The following is a 13,574-nucleotide window of genomic DNA, read 5'->3' on the forward strand; positions in this document are numbered from 1 at the left end:
AGATGAAAAAATTAATCCTACTTTTTACGATTGTGCTTTTAAGCAATTCAAACACTGCATTTGCACACTATTTATGGTTAGAAACCAGTGCTAAAGGAAACCTGAACGAATCTCAGGAGGTGCAGGTTTTCTTTGGGGAATATGCCTACGGTGTTGTTGAAGAAGTACAGGGTGAAGCATTTAAAGGTGTACGTGATTTTAAACTTTGGCTGGTTGACCCTTCCGGAAAAAAACACCTCCTTAAAACAACAGCAAATACAGATCACTATTCTGCCGAATTTACACCTAAAGTTGACGGTGTTTATCTCGTGTATCTTGAAAATCAAAATATAGATGTCCTGGATTATACACAATATGACTTCGGAATATTTAAACCGGTTTATAAAACATTCAAACAAGTAAATGTAAATTCTGAAGAATCTGTTAATCCTGCACTTTTTACTGAAGGTCTCGTAATTAAAGAACTGCAAAACGAATCTAACGAAGTTAAATTACAGGTTTTATACAATGGCTCTCCTTTAAACAAAGCAGAAGCTACAGTATCTATGCTTGATTTATGGACAAAAAAAATTACCACAGACGAAAACGGCATCATAAGCTATGCAAAACCGTTTAGCACAAAATATATCGTTGAAGTAACTCATAATGAAAAAACACCCGGAGCCTTTAAAGGGGTAGATTATCAATTTATTTGGCATTGTGCCACTTATACCAGCTTACCTTAATGCTAGTTATCGCCTGCTCCTTGCTAATGGTTGGTTTTTACCTGATGTATACTACATCGCGTAAGAACCAACCTAAAAATGCTACCATAGAAAAAACTAAAACCCCAAAGAATAGATGGGTTCTCAATTCTTTCGGACTGTACCTACTATGTATAGGTTATGGTATTTTTATGAATGAATTGGGCATTGGTTCAGGTTTTTTTACGGCCAGCATCACCTTGATGACTTTTAGCTGCCTCCTATTAATTCTAGCTCCTTTAAATCTTTTTAAAACTAAATAATAGTGCCGGCAAACTCAAAATATTTAACGACTTCCCGGGCACAACGCCTCCTACGCCTACTTACAGGATTTGTAGGTGGCTATGCAATAACAACATTAGTACATTTACTAGCTGCATCATATGTATCAAAAAGCATAGCTCTAGTAACATTTACTTTTAGCGGCTTTATTCTTTGGGCGGTTTTATTTATAACTGCATACATTCCGAAGAAAACCTGGCATGCCCTTGTAATTTATACCGGTATTTCGGTGATTTTGGGGATGCTTTTATTTTGTGTACCAGCTAATCAACCCACACTATAATAACTATGGGAAATCGACTTTACAATCTGTTTTTTAGTTTACATACGGTAAGTGGTATCGTGATTAGCGTGGCATTATATATCATTTTTTTTGCAGGTTCTTTTTCATTTTTTAGAGATGACATCATTGCCTGGGAACGCAATCAAAATGCGTTAACAAATGATAACTTACCTGCTCAGATAGATCCTATACTAGACAGTCTCAATTCACGTTACAACCTAAATAGCAGAGATATAACTCTTAAGACGTATTATGCAGAAAGACGTGTTAGTGTAAATCTGACTGCTCAAAAAGACACCTTATTAAAAAAACCGGATGCCGGAGCACATTTTTTTTATTTAGATCCGCTAGAGTTTACTGAGCAAACCTATACAGAATCCTACACGCTGGGCGAGTTTTTATACAGACTTCATTTTCTAACCCAGTTTTTTTATCCGGTAGGTTATTATGTTTCCGGCTTTGTTGCTTTCTTTTTTCTAATTGCGATACTTACAGGATTGCTTATTCACTGGAAAAAAATAATAAGCAACTTCTATACATTCCGCCCGTGGGCGAAATTAAAAACTTTATGGACCGATGCGCATACCGCACTGGGTTTTATAGGACTTCCTTTTCAATTTGTACTTGCTGTAACCGGAGCCTTTTTTATGCTTAAAATTTTACTGCTTTCTCCTGCAGCGATTACCCTATATGGTGGTGATGAACAAAAAATATATGAAGAGCTGGAGTACAACACACCCTCATTTGAGTTTGCAAATCAAAAATTAGCACGCAAACCAGAACTCGATTTAGTTTTAAAAAATACCAGAACAGATTGGCCAGACTTTAATATAAACGAGTTAATCATAAATAATTACGGCGACGCTAATATGTATGTCACTGTTAAGGGACAGCAGGATTATAGTGCAAAATTTAATGCTCCCGGACAATTACAATATTGTGTAGCTACTGGCGAAACAACGATTATAAAAAACCCATACGCTAATGCCTCATATCTTGACAGCGTAAAAAATGTAATGTATCGGTTACATTTTGGAGATTATGGAGGATACTTACTACACATCATTTCATTTTTATTAGGCATCATTACCTGTGTAGTTATAATCTCTGGTGTGATGATTTGGTTGCTGGCAAGAGACAAGAAGAATGCTCCCATAAAAAAGCGAACGTTTTACAGGCGAGTCGCTCTGGTTTACCTCGCAATTTGTTTAAGTATGTATCCTGTAACTGCGGTTAGCTTTGTCGTAGTCAAATTTGCATACCCATATAATGAGACGTCGTTATACTGGTTTTATTTAGGAATCTGGGCTTTGGCAAGTTTGTATTTAATACTTAGAAAAAACAGAACTTATTGTATAAAATTCAGTTTGTTATGGGGAAGTATCTTTGGTTTTTTGATACCTATAGCTAACTATATTATGACCGGTACCGGAATCTGGAAAAATTTTGCGGCGGCTAATTATCAAATTGCATTTGTAGATCTATTCTGGATCATTTTAGCAACCTGTACTCTATTTGCTTTTTTTAAAATAAAGCAATCTAATAGTTAATAGTTAAACCCAAATCTACCATCTGTTATTTGCACAGTACTCGATCCTTGTGCTGTAAAAGAGAATGTGCCTCCTACAGATCTTGCATCTCTATTATGTGAAGTTATGGTTAGTGTTCCGCTTTGAACTATTGGGTTTGTATTTGAAGATTGATACGAAGCCTGATAAGGACTCGTAACTGAAAAATCTGTTAATGGATAGGTACCCGGTTCAACATTTTTCGGGAAAACTAATCGTACTATAACAGTATTTTGATTACCAGACCCTAATATAGCTGTTGAACCAGCTGATGCATTAACACTTATAGGATTAAATGTATTTCCGTTTATTCTACAGTAAAAAGAAGTTGCAACTACCGGAATTTCTTCGGGAACCGGTGGTTTTTTATAAAAAGGAACTTCATAAAAATAGCCTTTAGTAAAATACACATCACTGCTATCTACCTGTGATCGCGCCCTAAATCTAAAAGATCCCGTATACGTACTATCTTCTATTCGCTCAACTACGATTGAGCCTTCACCATCAATTAGCGTCGAAAACTCTTTCCCGGAGGCCGAAATATACGTTGCGTAAGTAGGATTATCAGGCTCTATATTAAAAACACCTTCACCATAAAAAGGTAGCGTAAGGCTTACCTGCTCTTCATTTAATATACCCGATAAGCGAATTACCGGTACCGAATTGCCGGGAACAGTAACCTCAAAATTATCTTCATCAACAACTTCTGCCCTAGATATATTAGCTTTAAAAAAAACCGTGTCACGTATCGCTTGAAAAGCCGGTGTGTTGAAGCTCACATCGTCTGTACAGGAAATAATAGAAAGCAGACCTAAAAAAGCAGCAAGGTTCTTCAACATAACACGTTAAGTATAAGGAATCAAATTTAAGATATTATAGATTAAAAACGTATTGACAGCCAGAAAATTGTAGTATATTTGCGCCCTCATTTAGAGAAACTATTTTTAAGCCTGTGTTTAATTATAGTATTCAACAAATTATAATCGAGGTCGGGTACCTCAAAAATTAATTTTTATGCCAGTAAAAATCAGATTACAAAGACACGGTAAAAAAGGAAAACCTTTTTATTGGGTAGTAGCCGCAGATACGCGCGCTAAACGTGATGGTAAATTCTTAGAAAAACTAGGAACTTACAATCCAAACACAAATCCTGCGACTATTGATTTAGACGTAGATTCATCAGTAAAATGGTTGCAAAACGGGGCTCAGCCTACAGAAACTGCAAAACGTTTACTTTCTTACAAAGGTGTTTTATTGAAAAATCATTTAGCCGGTGGTGTACGTAAAGGTGCGCTTACTGAGGAGCAAATGGAAGAAAAATTCAATGCTTGGTTAGAAGAAAAATCTTCTAAAGTAGAGTCTAAAAAAGACAATCTATCTAAAGAACAGGAAAAGGCAAAGAAAGAGGCTTTAGCTGCTGAAAAAGCTGCAAACGAAGCTCGTATTGCTGCTGCTCAACCTGAAGAAGTAGCTGAAGAGGCTGCTCCTGAGGCAGAAGCTGCAACTGAAGAAGCTCCTGCGACTGAAGAAAACAACGAAGAAGCTAAATAAAAAAACTCACGATGCGCAAAGAAGAATGTTTCTATCTGGGCAAAATCGTGCGGAAATTTAGTTTTAAGGGCGAGTTACTAGCTAAGCTAGATACCGATGAGCCTGAAATGTATGAAAATCTGGAATCAGTATTTGTCGATTTTAACGGCAATCTGGTTCCATTTTTTATTCATTCTTGCCAGCTGCATAAATCTACATTACTTCGTATTGATTTTGAAGACGTAAACACAGAAGAAGATGCAGAAGATCTAATTAATGCAGAACTTTTTTTACCGCTTTCAATGTTACCTCAACTTGAAGGCACACAGTTTTATTACCACGAGATTATAGGTTTTACGGTAAAAGATATTTCTTTTGGGGAAGTGGGCACCATAACCGGTGTAAACGATAATACCTCTCAGGCCCTTTTTGAAATTGATCATAAAGGCAAAGAAGTCTTGATTCCTATTAATGATGACTTTATCAAAGAAGTAGATCGCAGTACAAAAATCATTACAATTGATGCGCCAGAAGGCTTGATTGATATTTACATCTAGCCTCTAATTATTTTCTAAGTGTCAAAGCCTTTTAAATTTAAAGAGTTTACAATAGCTCAGGATCAATGTGCCATGAAAATAGGTACAGATGGCGTTTTGCTGGGTGCCTGGGCACCGGTAACTCATTTTCCAGATGCTATACTTGATATAGGCACCGGTACCGGCATTATTGCTTTAATGCTTGCTCAGCGCTCTGACGCCGAGCTTATAGATGCCTTAGAGCTTGATGATGCTGCATACGAGCAAGCCGTGTCTAATTTTGAAAATGCGCCCTGGGGAGATCGCCTTTTTTGTTATCACGCACATTTATATGAGTTCGCAACAGAAATTGAAGATAAATACGATCTAATTGTATGTAACCCTCCCTATTTTGAAGGAAATGCCCCCCTTACCGAACAAAAAAACTCAGCTCGGGAGCAAGCACGTTTTGAAGACGCAATGCCTTTTGATTTACTGGTTGCTTCTGCCCGTCACTTATTAAACACAAACGGTATTTTTTGTGTAATAATTCCCAACGCACGTGAAGAAGAATTTTTAAGCCTTGCTTCAAAAACAGGTTTATATCCTTCAAAAATCACGCGTGTAAAAGGTACTGCTGCAGCAACATCTCCCAAGCGTTCTTTAATAGCTTTTACCACTCAAGAAACTAAACCGGAAGAAGACACGCTAATTATTGAGATTGAAAGACATGTCTACACGTCTCAATACATAGATCTTGTCAAAGATTTCTACCTCAAAATGTAGCGCTCATTTGAGCATTTTAATCTAAAAAATTGTAATATTAGTTATAGATTTTTTGTCATTTTCTACAAAAACAAAGAGTATAACCGCTATTAATTCAATCATTTTAAATTTAAAATATTTAAAATGAAAATATTACAATTATGAAACCAGATCTTTTTGAGTCTCCAGATTACTACAATTTAGATGACCTGCTAACTGAAGAACAAAAACTTGTACGCACAGCAGCAAGGGATTGGGTGAAGCGCGATGTATCGCCCATAATTGAAGAGGCGGCACAAAAGGCTGAATTCCCAAAACAAATAATAAAAGGCCTTGCAGATATTGGGGCTTTTGGCCCCTACATTCCTGAAGAATATGGCGGCGCAGGACTAGATCAAATTTCGTACGGACTTATTATGCAGGAAATAGAACGCGGTGACAGCGGGGTTCGCTCTACGGCTTCTGTACAATCATCGCTGGTTATGTATCCCATTTTTAAATTTGGGAATGAAGAACAGCGTCAAAAATACCTTCCGAAGTTAGCCAGTGGCGAATATATGGGATGTTTTGGCCTTACGGAGCCCGATCACGGCTCTAACCCTGGCGGTATGGTGACTAACTTTAAAGACAAAGGGGATCACTATTTATTAAATGGTGCAAAAATGTGGATATCCAATTCCCCTTTTGCAGACATCGCTGTAGTCTGGGCAAAAAGCGAAGAAGGACGTATTTACGGTCTTATCGTAGAACGCGGAATGGAAGGGTTTTCAACTCCAGAAACACATAATAAATGGTCGTTGCGCGCTAGCGCAACAGGCGAACTGATATTTGACAATGTAAAAGTGCCTAAAGAAAATCTACTACCCAATAAATCTGGGTTGGGTGCACCGCTTATGTGCTTAGATTCGGCTCGCTTTGGAATTGCCTGGGGGGTCATTGGCGCAGCTATGGATTGTTATGATACTGCACTGCGCTATGCAAAAGAACGTCATCAATTTGGAAAGCCTATTGGTTCTTTTCAACTTCAGCAGAAAAAACTCGCAGAAATGATTACTGAAATTACAAAAGCTCAATTACTGGCGTGGCGTTTAGGAACATTGCGCAATGAAGGCAAAGCTACTTCTGCGCAAATCTCTATGGCAAAAAGAAACAATGTCGATATGGCTCTTAAAATTGCACGTGATGCACGCCAGATTTTAGGAGGCATGGGTATCTCGGGAGAGTATAGTATTATGAGACATATGATGAATTTAGAGAGCGTGGTAACCTATGAGGGTACACACGACATTCATTTACTTATAACCGGTATGGATATCACGGGTTTAAATGCATTTAAATAATAGTACTATAAATAATATCAAGGTTTAAATTAAGCTATAGTCTTAATAGTTTACTAGTTTTGCGAGAAAATACAGAGTATGATTGAGGATGTGAATAAGGCGATCGCCCCGTATCAAGACCAGTTATTAAATCACCGTTTGTATAAAAATTTACGTACTCCGGCAGATTTAAAAGCTTTTATGCAACATCACGTTTTTGCTGTCTGGGATTTTATGTCATTACTAAAAGCCCTTCAGTTTGATTTAACTAAGGTTTCTACACCCTGGTATCCTTTAGGAAATCCTGAAATACGCTATCTAATTAATGAGATAGTTTTAGCTGAAGAAACAGATTTAAATCCTGATGGAAAACGTCAAAGTCATTTTGAAATGTACCTTGACGCGATGGCAAAGTCAGAAGCTTCCACCGAAAAAATAAATTCTTTTTTAAGTCATATCACCCACGGCACAGATATTTTTTTGGTAATAGCAGTGAGTGAAATCCCAGAAACTGTAAAAGAATTTCTACGATTTACATTTGAAACTATTTCTGAAGGTAAAGCACATAAGATTGCAGCTGCTTTTACCTTTGGCAGAGAAGATCTTATACCCAGTATGTTTACAAAAATAATTGAAAACATACAGCAAAATTTCCCTATGGAAGATCTTACTCTGTTTAAATATTACTTTGACCGTCACATCGAGTTAGATGGTGATGAGCACGGGCCTATGGCCTTACAAATGGTTTCAGAATTATGCGGAGATGACCCTGTAAAATGGGAAGAAGTAAAACAAACTGCTGTAACTGCTCTTAAAAAACGTTGCGTGCTTTGGAATGGAATTGATCAGGAAATAGTTTCTAAAATCACAGCATAAAGAAGCATAGTGTATCTTTAGTTAAAAGATAATCTATGTCATTTATCTCCAGATTCGATAAGGCTTTTAAAAATGCTCCTGTCGTAACTTTTGACGACTCCAGTAAATTTATTCTATTTAGTGATTGCCACCGAGGTGACAATAGCGGTGCAGACGATTTTGCTAACAACCGCAATATTTACTATCACGCCTTAAAGCAATACTATCAAAATGATTTTACATATTGCGAATTAGGTGATGGTGATGAACTCTGGGAAAATCTAAACTTCAGTACGCTGTTTGAATCCCATAAAAATATTTATGGTTTGATGCAATTGTTTTACAATGATAAGAGATTGCATTTACTATGGGGAAATCACGACATGATTTATAAAAATAAAAGTCAGGTTGAGAAAAATCTCCATAGTTTTTTCGATCGAAAAACAAATACCCAACAACCGCTATTTCCGGGAATACAAGTTCACGAAGCGCTAATATTAAAACATGCACAAACCGGCCAAGAGCTATTTTTATGTCATGGTCATCAGGCAGATTGGATGAATTATGTAGGCTGGCAATTCAATCGGTTTTTAGTACGTGTATTGTGGAGACCGTTGCAAGGAGCCGGAATTTCTGACCCCACCAGCCCTGCAAAAAACTACTTAGAACTTATTAAGGTAGAACGCAAGACTAAAAAGTGGATTACAGAACGAAATAACCAATTCACAATAACCGGTCACACACATAGACCACGCTTTCCCGAACCCGGCGATATTGCCTATTTTAATGATGGCAGCTGTGTACATCCCAGAAGTATAACCGGTTTAGAAATTGAAAATGGAGCCATCTCACTTATAAAATGGCAAATTGCAACTACAGATGATGGTGTACTTAAAATTGTACGAGTTTTATTAGAAGGACCACAAAAGCTTATTGATTATAAAACCGAATAGCCGGGCACAGCGTATATCTAATATGAACACATTTCTATTTAAGTACGCATATCTCGTTTTAATTATAATTATTGCGACCAGCTGCAGCGCTTCGGCAGAATTAGAAAAAGAAACCAATACTTCTTTCGAACAATCTTATTCCTATCTCGCCTTAGGAGATAGTTATACTATAGGAGAAAGCGTTTGCGATAACTGTAAGTTTCCAATACAACTCAAAAATAGATTTGAGACCACCGCAAGTAGCGGTTTAGAAACCACTATAATTGCCCGTACAGGTTGGCGTACAGATAATCTTATATCTGCCATAGCCCGTGAGAATCTCAATCCTAATTTTGATCTTGTCACCCTTTTAATAGGTGTAAATAATCAATATCAGGGAATCGTATTTTCTGAATATCAAAAAGACTTCAAAACTCTTTTAGAAACTGCAATACAACTAGCTCAAGGAGATGCAGCACGCGTTGTTGTTATCTCAATACCCGATTATGCGTACACACCATTCAGTTTAAATTATAAAAATCCGGAAGAAATTTCAAGTGAAATAGATCGATACAATACTTATGCAAAAGAGCTTTCTGAAGCTAATGGAGTGGTCTTTTTAGATATCACAGATATTACCAGAGAAGGCTTATCTCAGCCCAATCTGGTTGCTTCTGATGGTTTACACCCTTCTAAAAATGCTTATGCTTTATTTGTAGAGCGTCTAGTGCCATTAGTAGAAAATATACTACATAAATAAAGCCTTAACGAATGAAATCATTAAGGCTTTATTTTAATTTTTAGAGCTTATTTTAACTCTCAGGTGCTAACTTGACTTCTAATCCGTTTAAATCTGGCGTAATAGGAATTTGACAACCCAGACGACTGTTATCTTCTACATAAAAGGCTTCAGAAAGCATTGCCTCCTCATCATAGCCCATCTCATTCAATTTATGGTCAGATACGATGTAACATTGACAAGAAGCACACATAGCCATTCCGCCGCAGGTACCTTCAACAGGAAGCTCGTACATTTTGCACACTTCCATTAAATTAAGATTCATATCTGTAGGTGCTTCAAGCGCATGTGCTACACCTTCCCGGTCAATTACTGTGATTGTTATATCCTGCATATCTGCTTTTCTTAAGAGGGTGCTAAATTAGTAAAAAACAGCTTTAGACCACCTTCAAAACCTACTAAAAGAATAGGATTATATAAGAAGTCTACTAAACATCACAAATTTTTATACCTTCTCTTAAGGCTGCTATTTTATCATCATAAGTAGGAATAAATTCCTGAGCCACATATCCTGTATATCCTGTTTCTAAAATAGCTTTAATTATGGCAGGATAGTTTAGCTCCTGACCATCATTAATCTCGTGACGACCCGGTACACCACCCGTATGGTAGTGCGCGATATAGGAATGATAATCTTTTATCGTACGTATAACATCACCCTCCATAATTTGCATATGATAGATATCGTATAAAAGTTTAAAATTTTCAGACCCTATAAGTTCACATAGCTTTACACCCCAGGGAGTATGATCACATTGGTAATCTTTATGGTCTATTTTACTGTTTAATAATTCCATAATTAGGACCACATTTTTTTCTTCGGCTTGTTTTACTAAAGGAGCCAGACCTTCGGCACAGTTTACGAGGCCTTCATCTTCAGAAAGCTCACGTCTGTTTCCTGAAAACACAATTACATTTTTTATGCCTTGTGCCGAAGCTTTATCAATTAAAACACTGTACTGCTCCTGAAGGGATGCGTGATTGTTTTTATCATTAAAACCGTCTTGTATATTAGCAAATGTATCTGTGGCAACAGCACACTTTAATCCATATTTTTCAGCAACCTCCCACTCTTCAGGTTTCAATAAATCAATTCCTTTTAAACCTAAACCAGCTGCACTTTTAGCGAACTCATCTAAAGGCATTGAGCCATAGCACCAGTAACATGCAGAATGGTTTACATTTCCTTTTAAAGAATCATCTTCTGTTGTGGCAATGGTTGCCTCTGAACTATTTGGCGAATCTTTGCAGCTTAAAGCGGTTAATCCTAGACTTATACCAGAGGTTGTAAGTGCGATGTTTTTTAAAGCGTTTCTGCGACCGTTAGAATGGCTCATAATATATTGACGTTTGTAATTTAATTAAAACTAATCATTTACTTTATAAAATGTACATTTTACGCTTATAAAAATAATTCTTAAGCAAAAAAAAAGCAGTTTTGATAGGAACAAAACTGCTTTTATAAACTATTTCTTAAATAGATACTACGCGACTACATTAATAACATTCTGAATTTGAGGCGCGTGTTTTTTAATAGTCATCTCTACACCACTTTTGAGAGTCATTTGGTTTACACTACAACCCACACAAGCACCTTCAAGTTGAACTTTAACTGTAGTACCATCTTCAATACTTAATAATGCAATATCACCACCGTCACTTTGTAAAAAAGGTCTGATTTCTTCTAACGCATCTTCAACTTTACCTTTTAATTCTAAATCTGTCATAATCTATTTTTTAACGGCAGAACAGCCGGCCATTGTAGTGATTTTTACCGCTTCGGTAGGTGGTAAATCATCATTACGCTTCACTAATTCTTCTACTGTATTACGCATCATGCTTTCAAAAGACGCTGCTAAAATAGTATCATTTTGCAATGCTGCAGGATGACCTACATCTCCTGCTTCACGTATACTTTGTACTAATGGAATTTGAGCCAGTAAGCGTACGCCTAAATCTTCTGCAAGATTACGCGCGCCGTCTTTACCAAATATATAATACTTATTGTCTGGTAACTCTTCTGGAGTAAACCACGCCATATTTTCTACAATACCTAAAACCGGTACATTGATACTCTCCTGCTGAAACATTGCAACTCCTTTTTTAGCATCTGCTAAAGCAACATTTTGTGGTGTACTTACTACTACAGCTCCTGTCAACGGCATCGCCTGTACAATACTTAAGTGAATATCTCCTGTTCCCGGAGGTAGATCTACTAATAAGAAATCAAGTTCACCCCAGGCTGCATCAAAAATCATTTGATTTAAGGCCTTAGAAGCCATAGGTCCTCGCCAAACTACAGCCTGATCTGGCTTAGTAAAAAATCCTATCGAAAGAATTTTTACACCATAACTTTCTACAGGTTGCATTTTTTGCTTACCATCTACTTTAACAGATAGCGGCTTAGCATCCTGAACATCAAACATTATAGGTATAGAAGGCCCGTAAATATCTGCATCAAGTATACCCACTTTAAAGCCCATTTTTGATAGACTTACGGCAAGATTTGCGGTAATTGTAGATTTACCTACACCTCCTTTACCAGAAGCTACAGCAATTATATTTTGAATACCTGGAATAGGTTTTCCTTTAATTTCGTTTTTAGCCTGCTTTTCTGGAGCATTAACACGCACATTCACCTTTACCTGAGCTTTCATATGCACTTCTGCATGTATCACTTTCATGATCTCAACTTCGGTCTTCTTTTTTGCTTGTAAACTAGGGTTGGTAATTGTAATATCTACGATAACTTCATCGCCAAAAGTGACAACATTTGTTACCGCACCACTTGTTACCATATCTTCTCCCTCACCAGGCGCACTAATGGTTTTCAGTGCATCGTATATTGCTTGTTTTTCTAACTTCACGTTAACTTACTTAGATTGATTCTAAAAATACAAATATAGGCTGAAAACTTCAGAAATCGAAAGAGTTATTACCTATCTCTTTATTGATTAGTTCTATTATGAGATGTTATCTAGCCTTGAATCTTAGCCGAAAAATTACGCTAATCATTACGCTCAAAACCCAGTTCTTTTACAGGATCCCAAAGATGTTTTTTAAAATCTTGTAGTTGGTCATTTATCACTACATGCCCTTCACTTTCTAAGAGCTGTTGCATTAAATTGGTTCCCGGAAAATGGTGCTTCCCGGTAAGCAGACCATTTCTATTAAGTACACGATGCGCAGGAACATCTTCAAGTTTAGCACAACCGTTCATGGCATAACCCACCATACGAGCACTACCTGCAGCACCCAGGAATTTTGCAATTGCCCCATAGGAGGTTACTTTCCCATACGGAATTTGACGTACAACCGCATATACCTGCTGATAAAAACCAAGAGTTTCAGGTTTTGGCATATAACATGCGTATAAGGGTGAGCGCTACCAATACGACCATTAACGCAGCCATAAAGTAGTTAGAATATTTAGCGAAGTTGCGGGGTTCATTTTGAATTCTGTTAAACCCTACAACATAAATATAAAGGGCTGTAAATGTGCCTGAAGCTGCAGCAAGTACAAAAAGTAATACTTCTACTAAGCCATTATTTATAGAGCTAGTCACATTAAAAGCGGCACTTAAAGCACAGAAATAAGGTATAGGAAGAACATTAATAAGTGCGACCAGCATCCCTTTTGCAAAACTTTTTCTACCTGAATGTTTAGGTATTTCTACCTCTTTAACTTTATTCTTTTTTGCTGCGATAAAAAAATAGACAGCAAGCAGACCAAATATTACAATACCTGTACGCAATAACGTATTACGCACAATAGGATGGCTAAAAATATAGCGGGCAAGAAGAATGGCAACAAAAGCCTGGACTAATACTATTATAGATGCCCCTAAAGCTACTAACATTCCATTACGTTTACCTCTGTGAACACAGGTTTTAGCGACAGACATGTTTACTAAACCCGGAGGTAAAACCCCAAGAAACGCAGCAAAATAAGTAATAAAGAATAGTTTTGTTATTTCCAAAAG

17 protein-coding genes are annotated in these 13,574 nt (G+C 37.0%); 10 read left to right on the forward strand and 7 right to left on the reverse strand.

Annotated elements, in window-relative coordinates; translation table 11 throughout:
- Positions 1-2: 2 nt before the first annotated feature.
- From ACEN25_RS15210 to ACEN25_RS15220, 3 genes are all read left to right on the forward strand, one after another.
- Complete coding sequence (locus ACEN25_RS15210) at positions 3-725, forward strand: DUF4198 domain-containing protein (protein WP_441803663.1); 723 nt, start codon at positions 3-5, stop codon at positions 723-725.
- A gap of 283 nt (positions 726-1,008) precedes the next feature.
- Positions 1,009-1,308, forward strand: coding sequence for a hypothetical protein (locus ACEN25_RS15215; RefSeq protein ID WP_441803664.1), 300 nt, complete (start codon positions 1,009-1,011; stop codon positions 1,306-1,308).
- 5 nt (positions 1,309-1,313) lie between these two features.
- Positions 1,314-2,858 (forward strand): PepSY-associated TM helix domain-containing protein, encoded by a 1,545-nt coding sequence (locus ACEN25_RS15220; protein WP_441803665.1) that lies wholly within the window; start codon positions 1,314-1,316, stop codon positions 2,856-2,858.
- Here ACEN25_RS15220 and ACEN25_RS15225 read toward each other — a convergent pair.
- Positions 2,855-3,715 carry a DUF6252 family protein gene (locus ACEN25_RS15225; protein WP_441803666.1) on the reverse strand — a complete coding sequence of 287 codons (861 nt, stop codon included), beginning with the start codon at positions 3,713-3,715 and terminating at the stop codon, positions 2,855-2,857. The two genes, ACEN25_RS15220 and ACEN25_RS15225, sit on opposite strands and share 4 nt — an antisense overlap.
- A 175-nt stretch (positions 3,716-3,890) precedes the next feature.
- Between ACEN25_RS15225 and ACEN25_RS15230 the strand changes: the two genes are divergently transcribed.
- From ACEN25_RS15230 to ACEN25_RS15260, 7 genes are all read left to right on the forward strand, one after another.
- Positions 3,891-4,427, forward strand: a complete 537-nt coding sequence (locus tag ACEN25_RS15230) for a 30S ribosomal protein S16 (protein ID WP_028376806.1) — start codon at positions 3,891-3,893, stop codon at positions 4,425-4,427.
- 11 nt (positions 4,428-4,438) lie between these two features.
- Entirely contained in the window at positions 4,439-4,963 is a 525-nt protein-coding gene (gene rimM / locus ACEN25_RS15235; RefSeq protein WP_441803667.1) for a ribosome maturation factor RimM, read from the forward strand.
- A gap of 72 nt (positions 4,964-5,035) precedes the next feature.
- Positions 5,036-5,707 carry a tRNA1(Val) (adenine(37)-N6)-methyltransferase gene (locus tag ACEN25_RS15240; RefSeq protein ID WP_441803712.1) on the forward strand — a complete coding sequence of 224 codons (672 nt, stop codon included), beginning with the start codon at positions 5,036-5,038 and terminating at the stop codon, positions 5,705-5,707.
- A gap of 140 nt (positions 5,708-5,847) precedes the next feature.
- Positions 5,848-7,026 carry an acyl-CoA dehydrogenase family protein gene (locus ACEN25_RS15245; protein ID WP_441803668.1) on the forward strand — a complete coding sequence of 393 codons (1,179 nt, stop codon included), beginning with the start codon at positions 5,848-5,850 and terminating at the stop codon, positions 7,024-7,026.
- Between the two features lie 78 nt (positions 7,027-7,104).
- On the forward strand, positions 7,105-7,881 hold the full coding sequence (locus ACEN25_RS15250; RefSeq protein WP_028376810.1) for a DUF3050 domain-containing protein: 777 nt from the start codon (positions 7,105-7,107) through the stop codon (positions 7,879-7,881).
- A 35-nt stretch (positions 7,882-7,916) separates the two neighbouring features.
- On the forward strand, positions 7,917-8,813 hold the full coding sequence (locus tag ACEN25_RS15255) for a metallophosphoesterase (RefSeq protein WP_396509715.1): 897 nt from the start codon (positions 7,917-7,919) through the stop codon (positions 8,811-8,813).
- A 22-nt stretch (positions 8,814-8,835) separates the two neighbouring features.
- The gene (locus ACEN25_RS15260) at positions 8,836-9,552 is read left to right on the forward strand and encodes an SGNH/GDSL hydrolase family protein (protein WP_441803669.1); all 717 of its coding nucleotides are present in this window, start codon (positions 8,836-8,838) and stop codon (positions 9,550-9,552) included.
- A 52-nt stretch (positions 9,553-9,604) separates the two neighbouring features.
- On the opposite strand, the gene ACEN25_RS15265 is transcribed toward ACEN25_RS15260, so the two are convergent.
- The 6 genes from ACEN25_RS15265 to ACEN25_RS15290 form a co-directional block, all read right to left on the reverse strand.
- A complete protein-coding gene (locus ACEN25_RS15265; RefSeq protein ID WP_028376813.1) occupies positions 9,605-9,925 on the reverse strand; it encodes a 2Fe-2S iron-sulfur cluster-binding protein in 321 nt (106 codons plus the stop codon).
- A gap of 94 nt (positions 9,926-10,019) precedes the next feature.
- A complete protein-coding gene (locus ACEN25_RS15270) occupies positions 10,020-10,928 on the reverse strand; it encodes a hydroxypyruvate isomerase family protein (RefSeq protein WP_441803670.1) in 909 nt (302 codons plus the stop codon).
- 147 nt (positions 10,929-11,075) lie between these two features.
- A complete protein-coding gene (locus tag ACEN25_RS15275; protein ID WP_028376815.1) occupies positions 11,076-11,318 on the reverse strand; it encodes a NifU family protein in 243 nt (80 codons plus the stop codon).
- 3 nt (positions 11,319-11,321) lie between these two features.
- Positions 11,322-12,458: an Mrp/NBP35 family ATP-binding protein gene (locus tag ACEN25_RS15280; RefSeq protein ID WP_028376816.1), complete on the reverse strand. Its 1,137-nt coding sequence runs from the start codon at positions 12,456-12,458 to the stop codon at positions 11,322-11,324.
- 140 nt (positions 12,459-12,598) lie between these two features.
- Positions 12,599-12,952, reverse strand: a complete 354-nt coding sequence (locus ACEN25_RS15285; RefSeq protein ID WP_441803671.1) for an MGMT family protein — start codon at positions 12,950-12,952, stop codon at positions 12,599-12,601.
- Positions 12,939-13,571 carry a LysE family translocator gene (locus ACEN25_RS15290; RefSeq protein WP_441803672.1) on the reverse strand — a complete coding sequence of 211 codons (633 nt, stop codon included), beginning with the start codon at positions 13,569-13,571 and terminating at the stop codon, positions 12,939-12,941. Before ACEN25_RS15290 ends, ACEN25_RS15285 begins: the two co-directional genes overlap by 14 nt.
- Between the last annotated feature and the right edge of the window lie 3 nt (positions 13,572-13,574).

The organism is Leeuwenhoekiella sp. W20_SRS_FM14, assembly GCF_052119605.1.
Lineage (GTDB): Bacteria > Bacteroidota > Bacteroidia > Flavobacteriales > Flavobacteriaceae > Leeuwenhoekiella.